This is a genomic window from Peribacillus sp. NPDC096379 (assembly GCF_044762875.1).
Lineage (GTDB): Bacteria > Bacillota > Bacilli > Bacillales > DSM-1321 > Peribacillus.
In genome coordinates, this window is the sequence record NZ_JBIWFD010000001.1 from 1,383,014 (window position 1) to 1,401,496 (window position 18,483).

General features: G+C 38.2%; 17 protein-coding genes. 15 read left to right on the plus strand and 2 right to left on the minus strand.

Translation table 11 applies throughout. From position 1 onward, the window contains the following. Nucleotides 1-43: 43 nt before the first annotated feature. Nucleotides 44-1,036 carry an adenosine deaminase gene (add, locus tag ACIQZI_RS06540; RefSeq protein ID WP_403070735.1) on the plus strand — a complete coding sequence of 331 codons (993 nt, stop codon included), beginning with the start codon at nucleotides 44-46 and terminating at the stop codon, nucleotides 1,034-1,036. 112 nt (nucleotides 1,037-1,148) lie between these two features. Here the strand turns inward: add and ACIQZI_RS06545 are convergent, their stop codons facing one another. Then, complete coding sequence (locus ACIQZI_RS06545; RefSeq protein WP_403070738.1) at nucleotides 1,149-2,594, minus strand: aminotransferase-like domain-containing protein; 1,446 nt, start codon at nucleotides 2,592-2,594, stop codon at nucleotides 1,149-1,151. 130 nt (nucleotides 2,595-2,724) lie between these two features. Here ACIQZI_RS06545 and ACIQZI_RS06550 point away from each other — a divergent pair, with 130 nt between their 5' ends. The 6 genes from ACIQZI_RS06550 to ACIQZI_RS06575 all read left to right on the plus strand — a co-directional run bounded on the left by ACIQZI_RS06550 (nucleotide 2,725) and on the right by ACIQZI_RS06575 (nucleotide 8,417). Then, complete coding sequence (locus ACIQZI_RS06550; protein ID WP_403070741.1) at nucleotides 2,725-3,339, plus strand: LysE/ArgO family amino acid transporter; 615 nt, start codon at nucleotides 2,725-2,727, stop codon at nucleotides 3,337-3,339. 137 nt (nucleotides 3,340-3,476) lie between these two features. Then, nucleotides 3,477-5,645, plus strand: coding sequence for a DNA topoisomerase III (locus tag ACIQZI_RS06555; RefSeq protein WP_403072096.1), 2,169 nt, complete (start codon nucleotides 3,477-3,479; stop codon nucleotides 5,643-5,645). 342 nt (nucleotides 5,646-5,987) lie between these two features. Then, on the plus strand, nucleotides 5,988-6,416 hold the full coding sequence (gene mntR, locus ACIQZI_RS06560; RefSeq protein ID WP_403070744.1) for a transcriptional regulator MntR: 429 nt from the start codon (nucleotides 5,988-5,990) through the stop codon (nucleotides 6,414-6,416). A 371-nt stretch (nucleotides 6,417-6,787) separates the two neighbouring features. Next, a complete protein-coding gene (locus tag ACIQZI_RS06565) occupies nucleotides 6,788-7,474 on the plus strand; it encodes a class I SAM-dependent methyltransferase (RefSeq protein ID WP_403070747.1) in 687 nt (228 codons plus the stop codon). A 14-nt stretch (nucleotides 7,475-7,488) separates the two neighbouring features. Then, nucleotides 7,489-8,181: an AIM24 family protein gene (locus ACIQZI_RS06570; protein WP_403070749.1), complete on the plus strand. Its 693-nt coding sequence runs from the start codon at nucleotides 7,489-7,491 to the stop codon at nucleotides 8,179-8,181. Nucleotides 8,182-8,246: 65 nt separating this feature from the next. Beyond that, on the plus strand, nucleotides 8,247-8,417 hold the full coding sequence (locus ACIQZI_RS06575) for a hypothetical protein (protein WP_172796823.1): 171 nt from the start codon (nucleotides 8,247-8,249) through the stop codon (nucleotides 8,415-8,417). A gap of 72 nt (nucleotides 8,418-8,489) precedes the next feature. Here the strand turns inward: ACIQZI_RS06575 and metA are convergent, their stop codons facing one another. Continuing rightward, nucleotides 8,490-9,398 (minus strand): homoserine O-acetyltransferase MetA, encoded by a 909-nt coding sequence (metA, locus tag ACIQZI_RS06580; protein WP_062178810.1) that lies wholly within the window; start codon nucleotides 9,396-9,398, stop codon nucleotides 8,490-8,492. A 331-nt stretch (nucleotides 9,399-9,729) separates the two neighbouring features. Between metA and ACIQZI_RS06585 the strand changes: the two genes are divergently transcribed. The 8 genes from ACIQZI_RS06585 to ACIQZI_RS06620 all read left to right on the plus strand — a co-directional run bounded on the left by ACIQZI_RS06585 (nucleotide 9,730) and on the right by ACIQZI_RS06620 (nucleotide 18,351). Beyond that, on the plus strand, nucleotides 9,730-10,272 hold the full coding sequence (locus tag ACIQZI_RS06585) for a hypothetical protein (RefSeq protein WP_062178813.1): 543 nt from the start codon (nucleotides 9,730-9,732) through the stop codon (nucleotides 10,270-10,272). Between the two features lie 69 nt (nucleotides 10,273-10,341). Next, entirely contained in the window at nucleotides 10,342-10,821 is a 480-nt protein-coding gene (locus ACIQZI_RS06590) for a glutathione peroxidase (RefSeq protein WP_062178816.1), read from the plus strand. Nucleotides 10,822-11,112: 291 nt separating this feature from the next. Next, complete coding sequence (locus ACIQZI_RS06595) at nucleotides 11,113-11,964, plus strand: DegV family protein (protein ID WP_403070755.1); 852 nt, start codon at nucleotides 11,113-11,115, stop codon at nucleotides 11,962-11,964. A 53-nt stretch (nucleotides 11,965-12,017) separates the two neighbouring features. After that, nucleotides 12,018-12,635 (plus strand): HD domain-containing protein, encoded by a 618-nt coding sequence (locus ACIQZI_RS06600; protein WP_062178821.1) that lies wholly within the window; start codon nucleotides 12,018-12,020, stop codon nucleotides 12,633-12,635. Continuing rightward, entirely contained in the window at nucleotides 12,632-14,509 is a 1,878-nt protein-coding gene (locus tag ACIQZI_RS06605; RefSeq protein ID WP_403070760.1) for an ABC-F family ATP-binding cassette domain-containing protein, read from the plus strand. Before ACIQZI_RS06600 ends, ACIQZI_RS06605 begins: the two co-directional genes overlap by 4 nt. 103 nt (nucleotides 14,510-14,612) lie before the next feature. Beyond that, on the plus strand, nucleotides 14,613-15,746 hold the full coding sequence (locus tag ACIQZI_RS06610; protein ID WP_062178827.1) for a conserved virulence factor C family protein: 1,134 nt from the start codon (nucleotides 14,613-14,615) through the stop codon (nucleotides 15,744-15,746). Between the two features lie 201 nt (nucleotides 15,747-15,947). After that, nucleotides 15,948-17,618 carry a dihydroxy-acid dehydratase gene (gene ilvD / locus ACIQZI_RS06615; protein ID WP_403072099.1) on the plus strand — a complete coding sequence of 557 codons (1,671 nt, stop codon included), beginning with the start codon at nucleotides 15,948-15,950 and terminating at the stop codon, nucleotides 17,616-17,618. Nucleotides 17,619-17,913: 295 nt separating this feature from the next. After that, nucleotides 17,914-18,351: a BrxA/BrxB family bacilliredoxin gene (locus ACIQZI_RS06620; RefSeq protein ID WP_403070763.1), complete on the plus strand. Its 438-nt coding sequence runs from the start codon at nucleotides 17,914-17,916 to the stop codon at nucleotides 18,349-18,351. Nucleotides 18,352-18,483: the final 132 nt, after the last annotated feature.

Consider the following 18,483-nt stretch of genomic DNA (forward strand, 5'->3'; position numbering starts at 1 on the left):
TTACCTTTTTACTTTTCAAATAACATAAAATTAGGAGGTTATTATGAATTTCGCAGAGTTACCTAAAATTGAACTTCATTGCCATTTAGATGGTAGTCTTAGACCTGAAACGATCATTGATATAGCAAAGAGAGAAGACATCGGTATCCCTTCTTTTGATCTTGAAGAAATTCAGATAGAACTCACGGCTCCAATAGAATGTGAATCTCTTGATGAATATTTGAGAAAATTCGCAATCCCGAATTTAGTTATGCAGTCAAAAGAAAATTTAAGAAGAATTGCCTTTGAGCTGTTGGAAGATGCTGCACAGGAAAATGTAAAATATATGGAGGTTCGATTTGCTCCTTTACTTCACACTAAAAAAGGATTAGATGTAGAAGAAATCATACAAAGCGTCTTAGAAGGAATGAAGGACGCTGAAGATCAATACGATATAAAAGGAAACTTAATACTTTCATGTATGAGAACGATGTCGGTAGATCGTGCTTTTGAGGTCGTAGAAAAGGGTAAAAGCTTCCTTGGAAAGGGAGTTGTTGCTATCGATTTATGTGCATCTGAGGAGGAAGGGTTTTGTAGAATCTTCGAAGCACCGATACGATTAGCGAAAGAATATGGCTATCGAGTAACGATTCATGCTGGTGAAACTGGTATAGGCAAAAATGTACTAGAGGCAGTTAAACTTTTGGGCGCTGAAAGGATTGGACATGGAGTATTTATGAAAGATTGTGATGAAGCATATCGAATAGTGAAGGAACAACAAGTTGTGCTGGAAATGTGTCCGACAAGTAATGTCCAAACAAAAGCAGTGAATAATTTTCGTGAACATCCAATCTATAATTTTCACAAAGATGGAATAAAAGTAACTATTAATACGGATAACAGAACGGTATCAGCTACAAATATGCTGAATGAATGCACTATAGTATTTAACGAATTTAATATGAGTTTTGAAGATTATAAACACATTTATTTTAATAGTGTTGAAGCATGCTTTGCAGATTTAAAGACAAAGGAAATGCTGAAAAAGTATATATAATGGAGAAGATTAAGCTGCCAGAACCAAGGAAATGAGGGTTCTGGCAGCTAGAAACCTCATTTGCCATTACTTATATTGAGTTAAGTACATAGAAAGAATCGAATAACTACACTTATTTAGAAAGCTTCTGAATTAGTTCTGAAAGTCTTATTAATCCTTTTTTTAGTTGGCCGGGCGATGCATAACAATAAGACAACCGAAGATGCTGTTGATCGTTTCGATCGTATACATTTCCTGGGTTTAATAAAATTCCTTCTTTCAGGGCTTTTTCAAATAATTTTCGGATTGAAATTTGTTTATGGATAGAAAGCCAAATATAAAAACCGCCTTCTGGTATATTCCAGGAGGCTAATTCTTTAAAATAAGTATTTAGTATGTCAATAGTAAAGTCTCTACGGCATTTTAATTCTACTCTTATCTTCTTGATATGTTCATCATATAAACCACTTGATAGCCATTCGGCAACGGCAAATTGAGATAAAGAACTTGAGCCATAATCGGTTTGCATTTTAATATCTGATAAACGGTCGATTACAGGTTCGGGTCCCACAATCCAACCTATTCTTAAACCGGGGCCTACGGTTTTAGACATGCTCCCCATATATAAGACAAGTCCCTGGTTATCCCGGGCTTTTAATGGATTAGGTGGCGAGTGTTCAAACCATAAATCTCCATAAACATCATCCTCAATAATCGGTAACTTTTCATTCTTACAAACATTCAATAAATCTATTCGTCTATTTTCAGACATTAATACCCCTGTTGGGTTATGAAAAGAAGGGATGGTATAGAGTAAAGCTCCGTTATGCTGCCTTTTGAACCTTCGTATCGATTCCGTTAGCCCTTCATGGTCCATAGGAATACCAAATAAATTCATTCCTGCTGATTGAAAGACATTCACCGAATTCAGGTAGGAAGGTGTTTCGAGAAAAATGGTTGAGCCACGGTGTAATAAGCCTAAAGAGATTAATTGCAATGCCTGAAGTCCTCCAGAAACAATCAAAATAGAAGAAGGCGAGGCTTCAATCCCTTTGGCTTTTAAATATTCACTTATTATTGCTCTTAAATGGATACTCCCTTTTGGTTCCGAATAGCCTAAAGAGAACATTTTTGAAGTACAACTTTGGAACATTTGTTGCATTTTTTCAGTAGGCAACAATTCAGGAGAAAGCTCCCCTGTGCCGAGTCGGATGATTTTCGGGTTCATTTCAGCTTTATTGATTTCTTGAATGATTTGGATATTTGGCTGATAAGATCCAGATTTCACGTAACTATTCCAATCAGGTGGTGGCGTAGTAGCGAGTATACTCCATGTATTATTTACAACGATGGTACCTTTTCCAACTTTGGATTCGATTAACCCATCTGCTATTAGCTCTCCTAGCGCATAGACAATTGTACTGCGATTCACTTGGAATTTGTTTGCTAGCTCCCTTTGTGTAGGAACTCTAGTCCCAACTAACCACTCACCGTTCATGATTTTACTTTGAATATATTCGTATATTTGTTGGTGTAGCGGAATTGAAGATGATTTGTTTAAGGTCCATTCTTCTGGCATAAAAAATACGCTCCTCGCTTTTTTTATCCATTATAATCGATTGGTTGGATTAAATTCCAACCAATTGGTTGGAGACCTTTTGAACTTTTTCTTATACAATCATAACAATAATCAAGCAGGAGGAGCAAAAATGTTAGAAGCAATTATTCATGGTTTCATTTTAGCGTTCGGATTAATTTTACCATTAGGGGTTCAAAACGTGTTTGTGTTTAACCAAGGTGCAGTCCAGTCTCAATTTATGAGGGCATTACCAGTTATCATGACTGCAGCCATTTGTGACACTCTATTAATTTCTTTAGCCGTTTTAGGGGTGTCTGTTGTTGTTCTTGAATATTACTGGTTAAAAACAGTCCTACTTACAGCAGGTATTTGTTTTTTACTTTATATGGGTTTTGTTACGTGGAGGAGTACACCGATTGTTAAAGAGCAGAGAAAAAGCGTTTCGTTTACTCCTAAAAAACAAATTGCATTCGCTATGTCTGTATCGTTGTTAAATCCACATGCGATTTTGGATACAATTGGTGTGATTGGCACAAGTTCATTAAAATATACTGGAGTTGAAAAAATCGCATTCGCTGTCGTATGCATACTGGTTTCATGGGTATGGTTTGTAGGATTGGGAATTGTCGGCAGAGTAACAGGGAAAATGGATCGGTCAGGTCGCTTTTTAGCCATTCTCAATAAAATTTCAGCAATTGTCATGTGGGGAACAGCTATTTATATTGGATTTACTTTAATAAAATAAATATAATATATAGATTGATCTCCATTGAACGGATGGATAATTCTACGATTCATCCATATACGAAAAGCGAAATTTGCTGTAAAGTTATTAGTATAAGGAACTTGTTCAAAAAGGAGGGTGCACTAACGTTGCCATCCGTGTTAATTATTGCCGAGAAGCCTGATCAAGGGGCAACATTGGCCAAGCAATTTAAAACGAAAAAAAATCAAGGGTACATAGAGATTTTCCCAAATGAGCTTTTCCCAGATGGGGCCTATGTATCATGGGCAATTGGCCATTTAACGGAGCTTATTTCACCAGAGAAATATAAGCCAGAATGGAAAAAATGGTCGCTTGATACGTTACCGATGATACCTGAAAAGTTTCAATATGAAGTGACGAACTCGAAGTATAAGCAATTTCAAGTAGTCAAATCGTTACTGAGAAAAGCAGAAGTGAAGGAAATCATCCATGCAGGAGATGCTGGTCGGGAAGGGGAACTAATCGTTCGCAATATCATCCAGCTAAGCGGTTCAAAAAAACCAATGAAGCGGCTTTGGATTTCATCTCTTACACCAAAATCTATCTATGAAGGGTTCCAGCATTTATTAGCGGAACAAGAGACGAGACCTTTGTTCCATGAAGCGTATACAAGAGCATGTGCAGATTGGACTGTTGGAATGAATGCTTCAAGAGTTTATAGTATACTCCTGAAGAAAAAAGGAATCAGCGATGTATTTTCAGCAGGCCGGGTGCAAACGCCAACGCTTGCATTAATTGTGAAAAGGGAAAAGGAAATTGAACAATTTGTATCGAAGCCTTTTTGGGAAGTCATAGCTGACTTTGATATGGAAGGTGGAAAATATCAAGGGAAATGGCAGAAGAATCAGGAGCCCCGTATTGACGATCAAGAAATGGCTGAGAAAATCGCAGCATTTTGTAAGGGGAAAGATGCAAAAGTAACCGATATGGTAACAGAACGCAAAGAATTTCTGCCACCGCTACTATTCAATTTGTCTGCATTACAGGCAACCGCAAATAAAATGTATAAATTTCCACCAAAAAAAACGCTTGATGTTCTACAAAGCCTCTATCAGAAAGGCATTGTATCTTATCCCAGATCAGACTCCAATTATGTAACTAAGGGAGAAGCAGAAACCTTTCCAGATATCATGGATAAATTGAGCAAATTTGCCGACTACTCGCCATACTTTCCACTGCCACAGCCATCCATTCTCCATAACAAACGCTTTGTCAATGAAAAAAAGGTGACCGATCATTACGCTATCATTCCAACAGAACAAGTCACTGATCCAGCACGTTTGTCTGATGACGAACGAAAAATGTACGATTTAGTCGTTAAAAGACTAATTGCTGCTCATTATGACAAAGCTATTTTTGATTATACGACCATAACAACAATGGTCGATCAACGGGCTGAATTTGTTTCAAAGGGGAAGCAGAAAATTCAAGAAGGTTGGCGGAAGGTCATTTTTAATAAAGAGAAAGAAGACGAGGACATTTTGCTTCCGAATGTTGAAAAAGAAGCTACAGGAAAAGTAGTGAAGTGTAAAGTGAAAGAAGGAAAAACACAGCCACCTAAGCGTTATACCGAGGGTCAGCTGATTACGCTTATGAAAACTGCAGGAAAGCATCTTGACAATGAGCAGCTTGAGAAAGTATTAATGAAAACAGAAGGCCTTGGAACAGAGGCAACAAGAGCTGGGATTATTACGATGCTAAAGGATCGAAAGTATATTACGGTGCAAAAAAACCAAGTCTTTGCGACAGATAAAGGGAAGGTGTTAATTGAAGCAATCGGTGAAAAAATTCTTGCATCACCAGAAATGACAGCAAAATGGGAACAACGTCTCAGAGAAATAGGCGAGGGCAAAGCATCTGCAGGAACATTTATGGAAGCTGTAAAGAAATTATCATCGAAAATCATTACTGACGCAATAGCAGCTTCAAATGAATGGGATTTCTCTCAATTTGATACAGAATCGATTCAACGGAAATCTTCGAAACGAAAGGGTTCTGCATCACTTGGTACATGTAAATTATGTGATGGAAAGATCGTCGATAAAGGAAACTTCTACGGCTGCACAAATTATTCGACAACAAAGTGTACATTTACCGTTTCAAAAAAAATTCTTAATAAAAACATTACGCAGGCAACCTTGAAAACATTATTAAAATCAGGGGAAACGGCTGTTATTGCAGGATTTGAAAAAGGGGACAAAACATTTAATGCAGCCTTGGTTTGGGATGAACAGTCAAAGAAAGTCAACTGGAAGTTCCCGAAGGAAACGAATGCATCCGAGTAAAGTCTTTTGGTTTGTACTTGTTTAAGTAAGTTTAATATAGTAGAATTTTTTAGTATATGTATAAAACATTTCATACATTTTTAGAGTCTAACTTTATACATGTCACGCTCGCTATAGACTAGTCCGAGCTAAATAACTAGCTTTTTGTGACGAGTACCTGTGACAGTTTTTCTTGATTGATAAGAAAGTATAAGGTTTTTTAATGAGTTTTGGCGAAAGCATCCTACTATCTCGATTAGGGTTATATAGGACGTACGAACTTCGGCGATCGCCACAGCATGAGGTGGAACTTAGTCGAAGTTCCTTATTTGGCGCTTTTCTTATGAATGGGAGGATTAATAAATGCCTACACCGAGTATGGAGGATTATATCGAGCAAATCTATTTATTAATAGAAGAAAAAGGATATGCTCGGGTTTCTGATATTGCGGAAAACCTGTCTGTTCATCCTTCCTCAGTTACGAAAATGGTACAAAAACTTGATCAAGAAAAATATCTAGTTTATGAAAAATATCGCGGACTTGTACTAACCGCTAATGGAAAAAAAGTAGGGAAACGGCTCGTGTTTCGCCATGATCTGCTAGAACAATTGTTGCAGATTATTGGGGTAAAAGAAGAAAATATTTATCAAGATGTTGAAGGAATTGAACATCATTTAAGTTGGGATTCCATCGATCGAATTGGTGATCTAGTCGAATATTTTCAAGAAGTTCCAGAACGAATCGAGCAACTAAGAGCCATACAAAAGAAAAATGAAGACGTAGAAAAATAAGAATGGTTTAGAGGGCCTGACCTCGCACTTTACACATAGTATATTTAAGTTTACTACAAAACTTATGCTGTACTCGTAATGGCGAAGTCAGGTTTTTTGTGCTTAAACCGTCTTTCCGTGGAAAAGGGGCGGGACTTCACAAAATCAGCTGCGCACTGCCACCTTCATAAGGTGATACAATTTGAGAACCTGAACCTTTTTATCGTTGGGCTTTAGAGCAGGCGCTCATGGATGTTGTTATAAATAAATAATAGAATATACTGAAACCTTTTTCAATTATTATCGTAAGTATAAATAGCTAATTTCACTTGTAGGCGTGCGATAATTTTAGCAAAATACGTAGATACACTTGAAGAGATGAGGTGTGAAACATGACTATACATAATTGGCTTTTAGATGCCGAGGAACAATGGAATCAATTTGCACTTGATTGGTCAAAAAAATCACAAGAGATGTGGGAAATGGGAAGTAGACAGACGATCATACCTTTCTTTAAGGAACATGTTCCATTTGGGGCGAAAGTAGCTGATTTAGGTTGTGGCGATGGATATGGATCACTTAGACTTGCAAGCCTGGGTTACCATGTTACTGGTCTTGATTTATCCTCTGAAATGATTGAAATTGCTCAATCAAAGACGCTTGGAATTGAACATATGTCATTTGTTCAGGGTGATTTAGCAAGGCTTCCATTCTTGAATCAAGAATATGATGCCATTATGGCGATAAACTCGCTAGAATGGACCGAAAATCCAGTACTTGCCCTAAAAGAAATGCATCGTGTTGTAAAGCAAGGCGGTTACGGCTGCATAGGTATATTGGGACCAACTGCTATGCCAAGAAAGAAGCATAGCTATCCTAAAATCCTTGGGGAAGACGTAATTATGAATACTTTGCAATCATGGGATCTGGAAAAATTAGCTACGGAAAATGGCTGGGAAATCATAGCGGAAAAAGGAATTCCGAAGCGTGGAGTGGACCTTACAAAGCTTGATTATTTAGAAAAAGATTCGCAGCAATCGCTTTCATTCACGTGGGTATTTATGTTTAGAAAAAAATAATGGAGCTGATTAGTATGGAAAAATACAGAATAGATCAATTCATTAATCAAACGAAACAAGAAGATAAAGGGCAGGGCTTGTTTGAATTGGAAACATCAAGAATTCTTGAAATTAACCTTGAAAGCCAAATTTGGGCAAAGATGGGATCGATGATTTCCTATCGTGGTAACATAAAGTTTGAACGTGAAGGCATTCTTGAACATGGGATTGGCAAGCTCTTTAAGAAGGCATTTACAGGCGAAGGTGCTCCGCTTATGAAAGCTACAGGGCAGGGTAAACTATATGTTGCCGATCAAGGCAAGAAAATCTCTATTTTGAATTTATATAATGAATCAGTTACTGTGAATGGTAATGACTTACTTGCATTTGAACCTAGTATTGACTGGGATATTAAGCTAATGCGTAAGGTTGCTGGTTTGATGGCAGGCGGTCTTTTTAACGTTACGTTGAAAGGTACGGGAATGGTAGCCTTCACGTCTCATTATGAACCTCTTACTCTATTAGTTGAACCAGGAAATCCAGTGTATACAGATCCGAACGCAACTGTTGCTTGGTCTGGGCACCTTGAGCCAGAGTTTGTCACAGATGTTTCACTTAAATCATTTTTTGGGCGAGCAAGTGGTGAATCGATTCAAATGAAATTTCAAGGAAATGGCTTCGTTGTTGTACAGCCATTTGAGGAAGTGTATCTTTCGCAGCAAAGCTAATAGAAGGTATCGGACTATTTTTACTCTTTCTATGGTATAATGAGTTTAGAGAGGGAGTGTGGACGGTGTCCAATAAGAATAAATTCCAACCAGGCGAAGTTGTCAACCTTGGAGAAACTGGTGAAGAAGTAACAATTATGAAGTGGCAATATGTTCCAAATATGAAAAAGTATACGTATGTAATCAAAGAAAAGCCGTCAACTTTTTACTTTGAGGAAGAACTTACAAAAATATGATGTAATGGATAGGAGACCAACTTTTAAACGAGTTGGTCTCTTTTAGCGTGAGATTAATGAGGTATTATTACCTTAATCCCATTCATAAGGTGTTTCTTGGTATACATAATAATTGAGCCAATTTGAAAATAAAAGACTGCTATGGCTTTTCCAGCGATGAAGTGGGGTCTTTTCGGGATTGTCGTCTGGATAATAATTCTCAGGGATATCCGTTAGAAGACCTTTTGCCTGATCACGTGTATATTCTTGTCCTAATGTGTCGGCATCATATTCAAGATGTCCTGTAATCATAATTCTTCTACCATCTTTTGATGCGAGCAGCAAGATCCCCGCTTGGTCTGATTGGGCAAGTACGATCAGCTCTTCTTGAGTCAACAATTGATCAAGGTTAATGTCCGTGTACCTGGAATGTGGAGCCAAGAATTGATCATCAAAGCCGCGAACAAGCCGCTCGTTAGGCTGAAGAACATGATGTGGAAAAATACCAAAACATTTCTTTGGTAACTCGTGTTTGTTAATTCCATAATGATGATATAGGGCTGATTGTGCACCCCAGCATATATGTAAGGTTGACGTAACATGTTTGGTTGTCCAATCCATAATTTCTTGAAGCTCTTCCCAATAATCCACTTCCTCAAATTCCAACTTTTCAACGGGTGCACCCGTAATAATCATCCCATCAAATTTATTGTTTTTCACCTCCGAAAAAGGCTTATAAAATTGATCTAAATGAAGCTTACTTGTGTTTTTTGCTTCATGCGAGATTAATCGTAAAAATGAAACATTCACTTGAATCGGTGTGTTTCCCAAAAAACGAAGAATTTGAGCTTCCGTTTTTTCTTTCTCCGGCATTAAATTCAAGATAAGTATATTTAATGGACGAATGTCCTGCTTAGTTGCCAGTTCTTCTTCCATTACAAAAATATTCTCCTGCTCGAGAATTTGTTTGGCGGGTAATAAACCCGGAATTTTTATAGGCAATTTATATCCTCCTCCACGGTTTTATTAGAATTAGAAAATTCTAATAAAACTTATTATATAGAAGTTTCAGTAATAAGGCACCATTTTTTGTCTAAAATGAACCTGATGATTGCCTAATGATGGGAACATTGCCTGCATAAAATGTTGAATTGGCGCCGATTACGAAAGGATATGCTATATATTGTTAAACCCTCACTGATTGATGTTTCACTTTAAAGACGTGTATATGACACGATAAACGGGGGATAGAGTGTGAGGTCATTCGCTTTTGGGAAAAACGTGTCCTATGGTAAAATATGAAGCTAAGAAAAAATGAATCAAGAGGTGTGTTATGGTATTTGATCCTACTGCATTTGATAATATGAAAGTTATAGTTGAAGGAGCGGTATATGACCGGGATTTAGACGGTGATATCCTTGTGACGAATCGAAAAGATTTAGTGAACCTTGCAGATTTGTCACGAGAGTTCAGTATGGAGATGGAGTTAAAACATGTACATACAAGAAAAAAGGTCCTCGCTGGAATAACGCTGATTTCGAAATTAGAAAACCTTAGTGCTGAATTGCTGCCCCAATCCGATCATGAATCTGCTTCAGGGTCAATCCTAAAAGTTATGGTCGCAATCCAAGATAAGCTGGATGAAATTCAAACTCAACAATTAATGAATGTCCTTACCCATATTTGGGGTGAAACTCGTCTCATTGAAAAAACGGATTCCGAAACGAAAAATAATCTAGAAAAGCAAATTCTCTATACAACGGAATGTACCATTTCTTTTGGAAGGCTAATTAAAGAAGAACAGATAGATGATCTTGTGGAAATTGTCGATTACGTAATTGAAACGTTGGAGCAATTAGAACCTATATTCAAGTAAAACGTAAAATTGGGAAAGTTAGCATGAAATGATATACAATATATCTACTAGTCGAAGGAGTGACCTTGTATGTCTATTTATCAATTTGATGTAAAAAAAATAAATGGTGAATATATATCAATGGGGGAATTCGAAGGGAAAGTAGTAATCATTGTTAATACGGCAAGTAAATGCGGTTTTGCGCCGCAATACGATGAACTACAGGCGTTATACGAGCAATATCAGGATGACGGCTTGGTCATACTCGGTTTCCCATGTAATCAATTTCTCTCACAAGAGCCTGGCGATAATCTTCAAATTGATTCGTACTGTAAATTAAATCACGGCATCACATTCCCGATGTTTGCTAAAATTGACGTGAACGGTAAAAATGCCCATCCTATGTTTCAATATTTAACCGAACATGCTCCTGGTATGCTCGGTTCAAAGGGGATCAAGTGGAATTTTACAAAATTTTTACTAGACCGTAATGGAAATATTATCAGCAGATACGCTCCACAAACAAAGCCTATGGTATTAGAAGACGAAATAAAGACACTTCTCTATTGAAACCGAGTAAATAGGAAATTTAAAATAGCCTGATTCCCAATCCATCTGATCAATACGTTGATTGAGATTTCTGAGAATTAGGCTTTTTATCCCGCAGCGTCGCTTTACCTACGCTGTGCGGAGGTAAAGCGATACTAGAACGGTACTAACAACCAGTGGGGGATGGGAAAAATCCTCTACTGATTGAAGTTTCACTTTAGGGGAATGACCTATTTTTGATAAAAGCAAATGTTCATCCCTGTTCCATCATATAATTAGAAAACGATTACATACATGTGGAGGGCATTCAGAATGACTAAACGTATAGCCTGGGTGATGGACAGTACTGGTTACTTGGATGACGAATTACAGAAAAATGATGATATCTATATCGTCCCGATGGTTGTCATACTGAAGGGAAAAGAGTATCGAGATGGAATTGATATTGTACCAAAAGAACTTTATCGTGTGATGGAAGAAGAAAAAGTGGTAGTGACAACGTCTCAGCCTTCTATTGGAACCTTTATGGAATTGTATCAGTCACTTGAAGAGAAGAGGTATGATTGTGTCATTTCCGTTCATTTATCGGGAAGCTTAAGTGGAACGGTTGCGGCAAGTAGGCAAGCAGCTGAAATGGTTTCAATTCCTGTTCATGTATTCGATTCACTTGTCATTTCTTATCCATTGACAATGGTGTTGAGAAAAATCATGAGTAATATCGAAAACGGAATGGAGGTCAGTGATGCATTACGGGAAGCAGAGAAATATAGTCAGAGCAATGAGACGTATGTATTAATAGGATCACTTGACCAGCTTCATAGAAGTGGTAGGCTTTCTGGTACCCAATATCTGCTCGGCAGTATGTTGAACTTCAAACCAATTATTTCGATTGAAAATGGCATGCTTGCGACGATAGCAAAAGTGAGAAGCGAGAAAAAAGCAGAAGCGCGGATTTTTGATCTATTTAAAAAAGCGTATAACTCCAAAAAACTGAAGGAATGCTGTTTATTATTTGGTGCATCGCCTTCGCAGACTGACAAATGGCGTGACGTCATTCATGATATCGATTCAAGCATCATCATCCATGCCTCCCCAATAGGCAGCGCCGTTGGTGTTCATGCAGGTCCAAAGACTCTTGGATTATCTTGGTTTAATGAAGAATGACCAAAGCGTTCCAGCATGATACAATATGAAAGAAAAAGACCAGGGAGTGCACAATGAATAAAGATCTAATTGAATTGGCTGAAATCTTTGTGAAGAATAGGTTTGGAAATGACACAACAGGACATGATTGGTTCCATACAGACAGGGTACGAAAAATAGCCTTGCATATTGCATTTGAAGAGCAAAGGGGTCATGTACCTACAATTGAATTAGCTGCATTATTACATGATATACCTGATCGTAAATTAAATGAATCTGAAGGAGATGGCTGGCGCATATTGAATGATTGGTTTCTTCATTCGAAAATTGAGAAGCAGACCATCAACGAGGTAACAGCCATCATTGATTCTATTTCATATAGTAAAGGACAATCCAGACTACCTTCCATTGAAGCAAAAATTGTGCAAGATGCGGATCGGTTGGACGCAATTGGTGCAATTGGAATAGCAAGAACATTTGCGTATGGTGGAAGTGTAGGCAATCCAATCCATCATCCAGATTTAGACACAATTGAGGCAAAGCAATCAACGATCCAGCATTTTTATGATAAATTATTGAAGATAGCGGATCAATTACATACAAACACAGCAAAAGAATTGGCAAAAAAGCGAAATCAGTATATGCAGGAATTTTTACAGCAATTTTATATAGAATGGGATGTACAAATATGAAAGTTTTTGCAATGGAAAACGTAACAAAAATGCAAGGTGAAAAATTAGTCTTTGAAGACCTTTCTTTTTCAATTTCTGAAGGCAATAAAATTGGTATTATCGGTGTAAATGGAACAGGAAAATCAACACTTTTAAATATCATCGCTGGAATTGAGGAACCTGACACTGGGAAAAAAGATCACCCTAACGACTACTCCATTTCATACTTATCTCAGGATCCAGATTTTCCTAGCGGTGTTACCATTATGGATTTCCTTTATGAAAGTGACTACCCTGTTTTTAAAGTCATTAAAGCCTATGAAAACACGCTACAAAAATTGCAAAATGATTCGGATAATACCGAGCTACAGAACAGGTTATTAAAGCAACAACAGGAAATGGATGCATTAAACGCATGGGATACAAGTGCTGACGCTAGAACGATTTTAACAAAGCTCGGACTCCCTGATTTCTCAAGGAAATTAGATGAGTTGTCAGGCGGGCAAAAAAAACGGGCAGCGTTAGCGAAAACGTTAATTGAAACAACCGATTTGCTTATTCTTGATGAACCAACGAACCACCTTGACTACGATAGCATTAAATGGTTGCAGGAATATTTAATGAAATCGAAGCGTGCCGCTCTCTTTGTAACCCATGATCGTTATTTCCTTGATACGGTAGCGGATAAAATCTGGGAGCTTAGCGGTGGCAGCCTATTTGAATACACAGGAAATTATGGCGATTTTCTAGAAGCAAAAGCAATCCGAGAAGAAAATGAAGGCATTGAACGAAGCAAAAAGGAAAGCTTATTCAAAAAGGAACTGGCTTGGATAAGAAAAGGCGCAAAAGCGAGAACAACGAAGCAAAAAGCAAGAATTCAACGCTTTGAAACCCTCGAAACGGATGTACAAAATAAATCGCAGCAAGGGTCTCTTGATATCGAATTAAGCGGGGCACGCTTAGGGAAAAAAGTGTTGGAGCTTGAGTCCATCTCGAAGTCATACGGCAATCACACGATCCTACATAATTTCTCCTATTTATTTAAACGAGGAGATAGAATTGGCATCGTCGGTCAAAATGGAACAGGAAAGTCGACGTTGCTTAATATTTTGGCAGGTAGAGTAAACATAGATTCTGGTGTGATTGAAACAGGACAAACTGTGAAAATCGGCTACTATACACAGGAAAGTGAAGATATGGACGATAGTAAGCGGATGATTGAATATATTCGCGAGACAGCCGAATCGATTGCCTTGAAGGATGGAACCTATATATCTGCTGCTCAAATGCTCGAGCGATTTCTTTTTCCACTACACACTCACGGTACACTAATCCGAAAGCTTTCGGGCGGAGAAAAACGAAGACTTTATTTATTGAAGATACTAATGTCTGCACCGAATGTCCTGCTTTTGGATGAGCCAACCAATGATCTCGATACTCAGACATTAACCGTACTTGAAGATTATTTAGAGACATTCCCTGGGGTAGTCGTCACTGTTTCACATGACCGTTATTTTCTTGATAAAGCATGCTCCCAGCTGTTTGTTTTCAAAGGGAATGCTGTTGTCAGTCATTATTACGGCAGCTATTCTGAGTTTTTAGAAGAAAAAATAGCAGTGGAGCCTGTTGAGAAGCCTGTTGTTCAATTACAGCAACAGCGTTCTGAGAAAAAGAAAAAGAAATTGACTTACGCCGAGACGAAGGAATGGGAAGAAATTGAAGAGAAGATGGAGAAAGCCGAAGAACGTTTAACAAGTATTGCTGCGGAAATGGCAACAGCAGGCAGTGACTTTGATAAACTTCACCTCTTAATGGAAGAGGAGACGAAAGTTAAAGAAGAGCTTGATTATATGCTTGAACGATGGGAATATTTAGCGGAGAAATTAGAGGGATAAGTAGGTTAGGTATGACTAATCATTCACACTAACAGCGTCTAAACCCTAGATTATGATAAATTATAGTCACATATTCTAAAAATATGTGTAAAGGAGCGAACGTATGAATATTATATCGATTGAACCTACACCAAGCCCAAATACGATGAAAATTAACTTAACCGAAGAGCTTCCAACTGGTAGAAGCAATAATTATAAAAAAGAGGAAGCCGAAAAAGCGCCGCAATTGATCCGCGAAATCTTAAATATCGATGGTGTCAAGGGCGTTTATCATGTTGCTGATTTCTTAGCCGTTGAGCGAAATGGTAAATATGATTGGCAAGAAATTTTGATTAAAGTTCGCCAAGTATTCGGTGAAGATACTAGCGATGAAGAAGCGGGACAGATTATTCTCGAACATTATGGAGAAGTCAATGTTTCGATTTTGCAGTTTAAAGGATTGCCATATCAAATTAAGCTTAATGATGGAAATAGTGAAAAGCGTTATGCCCTTCCGGAAAACTTTGCTCAGGCTGTTCAAGCAGCGCAAAAACAAGATGATAATGTTGTTTTGCAAAGAAAATGGAAAGACTATGGCGTCAGATACGGAGATATGGATGTAATTGGTGCAGAAGTATCTGAAGAGCTTATTGCTGCGTATCCACCAGAGCGGATAAATGAACTTGTAGCTCAAGCGAAGCAAGAGAACGACAACAAAAAAGAACTAGTAAAACGGACTAAAATCAAGCTTACTGCAGAGATGCTTGAGGATGAAAACTGGGAAAAACGCTATCAAGCACTTGAGCAAATGGAGGATCCAACTATAGATGATATTCCATTGCTAAAAAAAGCTCTGTCAGACAGTAAAGTATCCGTACGTAGAGAAGCAGTCGTATTACTAGGGATGATTGAAGATCGAAAAGTATTACCTGCTCTTTATCTTGGCTTAAATGATAAAAATCCAGCAGTGAGAAGAACGGCTGGAGATTGCTTATCTGATCTCGGATTTGCAGAAGCGATGACGGAAATGGCATCTGCCTTAAAAGATAAAAGTAAGATTGTTAGATGGCGTGCTGCGATGTTCCTCTATGAATCTGGCGATAAAAGCGTGTTATCTGCTTTAAAAGAAGCGGAAAAAGATTCTGAATTCGAAGTGGCTTTGCAAATAAAAATGGCAATAGACCGGATCGAAAATGGGGAAGAGGCAAAAGGATCTGTTTGGAAGCAAATGACAGAAGCGAGACAGGCAGAAGAATAATATGTTGCATAGATAAATAGAAAAAGTCTCTCTCTTTTTTTATACTAACGTATAAAAAAGAGAGAGACTTTTATTATTATTTTGACATATCATATGTTCAATTAGATTTAATTGTGTTAGAATTTTTAGAGAATACAAAATAATGCTATTTATTATTTAACTTAATATATTGGGGGTTTTCAATAAATGTCTACGCCAAAAATGAGAAGTGACATGATTACACAAGGAATCGACCGTGCTCCGCACCGTAGTTTGTTGCGTGCAGCCGGCGTTAAAGAAGAAGATTTCGGCAAACCGTTTATCGCCGTTTGTAACTCTTATATTGATATCGTTCCAGGACATGTACATTTGCAGGAATTTGGAAAAATTGTAAAGGAAGCGATTCGCGAAGCGGGCGGTGTACCTTTTGAATTTAATACAATCGGAGTTGACGATGGAATCGCCATGGGTCACATCGGCATGCGCTACTCCTTGCCAAGCCGTGAAATTATTGCCGATTCAATTGAAACTGTTGTTTCAGCGCATTGGTTCGATGGAATGATTTGTATTCCAAACTGTGACAAAATTACGCCAGGGATGATGATGGCGGCTCTTCGTGTCAATATTCCAACAATGTTCGTTAGTGGTGGACCAATGAAAGCGGGTGTGGATAAAGAAGGTAACCCACTTAACTTAAACTCTGTTTTTGAAGGGGTTGGAGCTTACCAAGCTGGTAAAATTGATGAAGCAAAATTACAAGAGATTGAGCAATTTGCTTGTCCTACATGTGGTTCTTGTTCTGGTATGTTTACTGCAAACTCAATGAACTGCTTGGCAGAAGGTCTTGGTCTTGCCCTACCTGGTAATGGTACAATTTTAGCTGTAGCTCCCGAACGTAAAGAGTTTGTTAAACGCTCAGCTACGCAATTAATGGAGCTTATCAAAAAGGATATTAAGCCACGTGATATCGTAACAATCGATGCAATTGACAATGCGTTTGCGTTGGACATGGCGATGGGTGGTTCAACAAACACAGTCCTTCATACACTTGCATTAGCACATGAAGCTGGAATTGAGTATTCATTAGAACGTATCAATGATATTGCAAGTCGTGTACCTCATCTTGCAAAAATCGCTCCGGCATCAGATTATCACATTGAAGATGTTCATAATGCAGGAGGCGTTAGTGCCATCATCAATGAGGTTCTTAAAAAGCCGGGTGCAATCAATGGTGATTGCCTAACTGTATCTGGTAAAACATTACGTGAAAATGTTGCTGGGGCGGAAATCTTGGACAAAAATGTTATTCGTCCATTAGACAATCCTCATTCTGAGCGAGGCGGCCTTGCTGTATTATTCGGTAACCTAGCGCCAAATGGTTCAGTTATTAAAGTTGGAGCTGTCGATCCAGCAGTTGGCGGCTACCATAGAGGTCCTGCAATCTGCTTCGATTCTCAAGAAGACGCACTTTCTGGAATTATAACTGGGAAAGTAAAAGAAGGCGATGTTGTAGTCATCCGCTATGAAGGCCCTAAAGGGGGACCTGGTATGCCAGAAATGCTTGCGCCTACATCTCAAATCGTTGGTAGAGGTCTTGGAGCCAAAGTTGGTTTGATTACAGATGGACGTTTCTCAGGTGCGTCGAGAGGTATTTCAATTGGACATATTTCTCCAGAAGCAGCAGAGGGCGGGCCAATTGCATTTGTAGAAAATGGTGATATCATCGAACTTGACTTGAATAATCGTACGATCCAATTAGAAGTTTCTGACGAAGAATTTGAAAAACGTAAAGCAAACTGGAAAGGCTTTGAGCCAAAAGTAAAAACGGGCTATTTGGCACGTTACTCTAAGCTTGTTACAAGTGCTAACACAGGTGGCGTAATGAAAATCTAATCAGATGGAGTTAATCTATCCAGAAGCTTGTTAAAGAAGGGGCGGGTTCACACTCTAAATTAGAAGAAAGTGTTTATACACGAATTCTCTAATAAGAGTTGGGCCTGGCCCTTTTTAATTTGGAATTGTAAACTTCAGATCTATTCAAGAAGTAGTGGAGCAGTCGATTCACTATTTTGAAAAAATGAGCGGATTATCTAACTTAAACGTATTATAGACGATTCACTTTTTTGCATAATTGTTAATATGTATAGTATTCTTATGGTGTATGGGAAAATAAAGGAGGCATTTACTTATGTCAATGGCATATGAAGAATATATGAAACAAGTGGTAAAACCAATGCGTGCCGAACTTGTTCAAGCGGGTTTTACGGAGTTTACTACTCCTGAAGAAGTAGAAAATTTCATGAATACAGTAAATGAAGAAACAACTCTTGTTGTTGTAAATTCAGTATGCGGATGTGCGGCAGGGCTTGCCCGACCAGCAGCAACTCAAGCGGTGTTAAATTCGGAAAACAAACCAGATCATATCGTGACCGTGTTCGCCGGCCAAGATAAAGAAGCTACGGCAAAAATGCGTGAATATTTCACAGGTTATGAACCATCCTCACCATCGATGGCTTTATTAAAAGGAAAAGAAGTGATCCACTTCATTCCACGCCATGATATTGAAGGGTTTCCGATGGAAGCGGTAATGGAAAACCTTCTTACAGCGTTTGCACAAAAGAAATAATTTAGTATTGGAGTATGTAGAGACTTATCTCTTGGGGCCTGACCTTTTAGATAAGTCTCTACAGCTTTTTAGTTGAATAAAAAGGAGAACAGAAACAGTTACTAAAAATATGCAAATATGTGTAGATATGTG

Bases quoted from the DNA above. Each gene is read 5' to 3' on its own strand.
- add (WP_403070735.1), top strand. From the start codon at position 44: ATGAATTTCGCAGAGTTACCTAAAATTGAACTTCATTGCCATTTAGAT.
- ACIQZI_RS06545 (WP_403070738.1), bottom strand. From the start codon at position 2,594: ATGCCAGAAGAATGGACCTTAAACAAATCATCTTCAATTCCGCTACAC.
- ACIQZI_RS06550 (WP_403070741.1), top strand. From the start codon at position 2,725: ATGTTAGAAGCAATTATTCATGGTTTCATTTTAGCGTTCGGATTAATT.
- mntR (WP_403070744.1), top strand. From the start codon at position 5,988: ATGCCTACACCGAGTATGGAGGATTATATCGAGCAAATCTATTTATTA.
- ACIQZI_RS06565 (WP_403070747.1), top strand. From the start codon at position 6,788: ATGACTATACATAATTGGCTTTTAGATGCCGAGGAACAATGGAATCAA.
- ACIQZI_RS06570 (WP_403070749.1), top strand. From the start codon at position 7,489: ATGGAAAAATACAGAATAGATCAATTCATTAATCAAACGAAACAAGAA.
- ACIQZI_RS06585 (WP_062178813.1), top strand. From the start codon at position 9,730: ATGGTATTTGATCCTACTGCATTTGATAATATGAAAGTTATAGTTGAA.
- ACIQZI_RS06590 (WP_062178816.1), top strand. From the start codon at position 10,342: ATGTCTATTTATCAATTTGATGTAAAAAAAATAAATGGTGAATATATA.
- ACIQZI_RS06595 (WP_403070755.1), top strand. From the start codon at position 11,113: ATGACTAAACGTATAGCCTGGGTGATGGACAGTACTGGTTACTTGGAT.
- ACIQZI_RS06600 (WP_062178821.1), top strand. From the start codon at position 12,018: ATGAATAAAGATCTAATTGAATTGGCTGAAATCTTTGTGAAGAATAGG.
- ACIQZI_RS06605 (WP_403070760.1), top strand. From the start codon at position 12,632: ATGAAAGTTTTTGCAATGGAAAACGTAACAAAAATGCAAGGTGAAAAA.
- ACIQZI_RS06610 (WP_062178827.1), top strand. From the start codon at position 14,613: ATGAATATTATATCGATTGAACCTACACCAAGCCCAAATACGATGAAA.
- ilvD (WP_403072099.1), top strand. From the start codon at position 15,948: ATGAGAAGTGACATGATTACACAAGGAATCGACCGTGCTCCGCACCGT.
- ACIQZI_RS06620 (WP_403070763.1), top strand. From the start codon at position 17,914: ATGTCAATGGCATATGAAGAATATATGAAACAAGTGGTAAAACCAATG.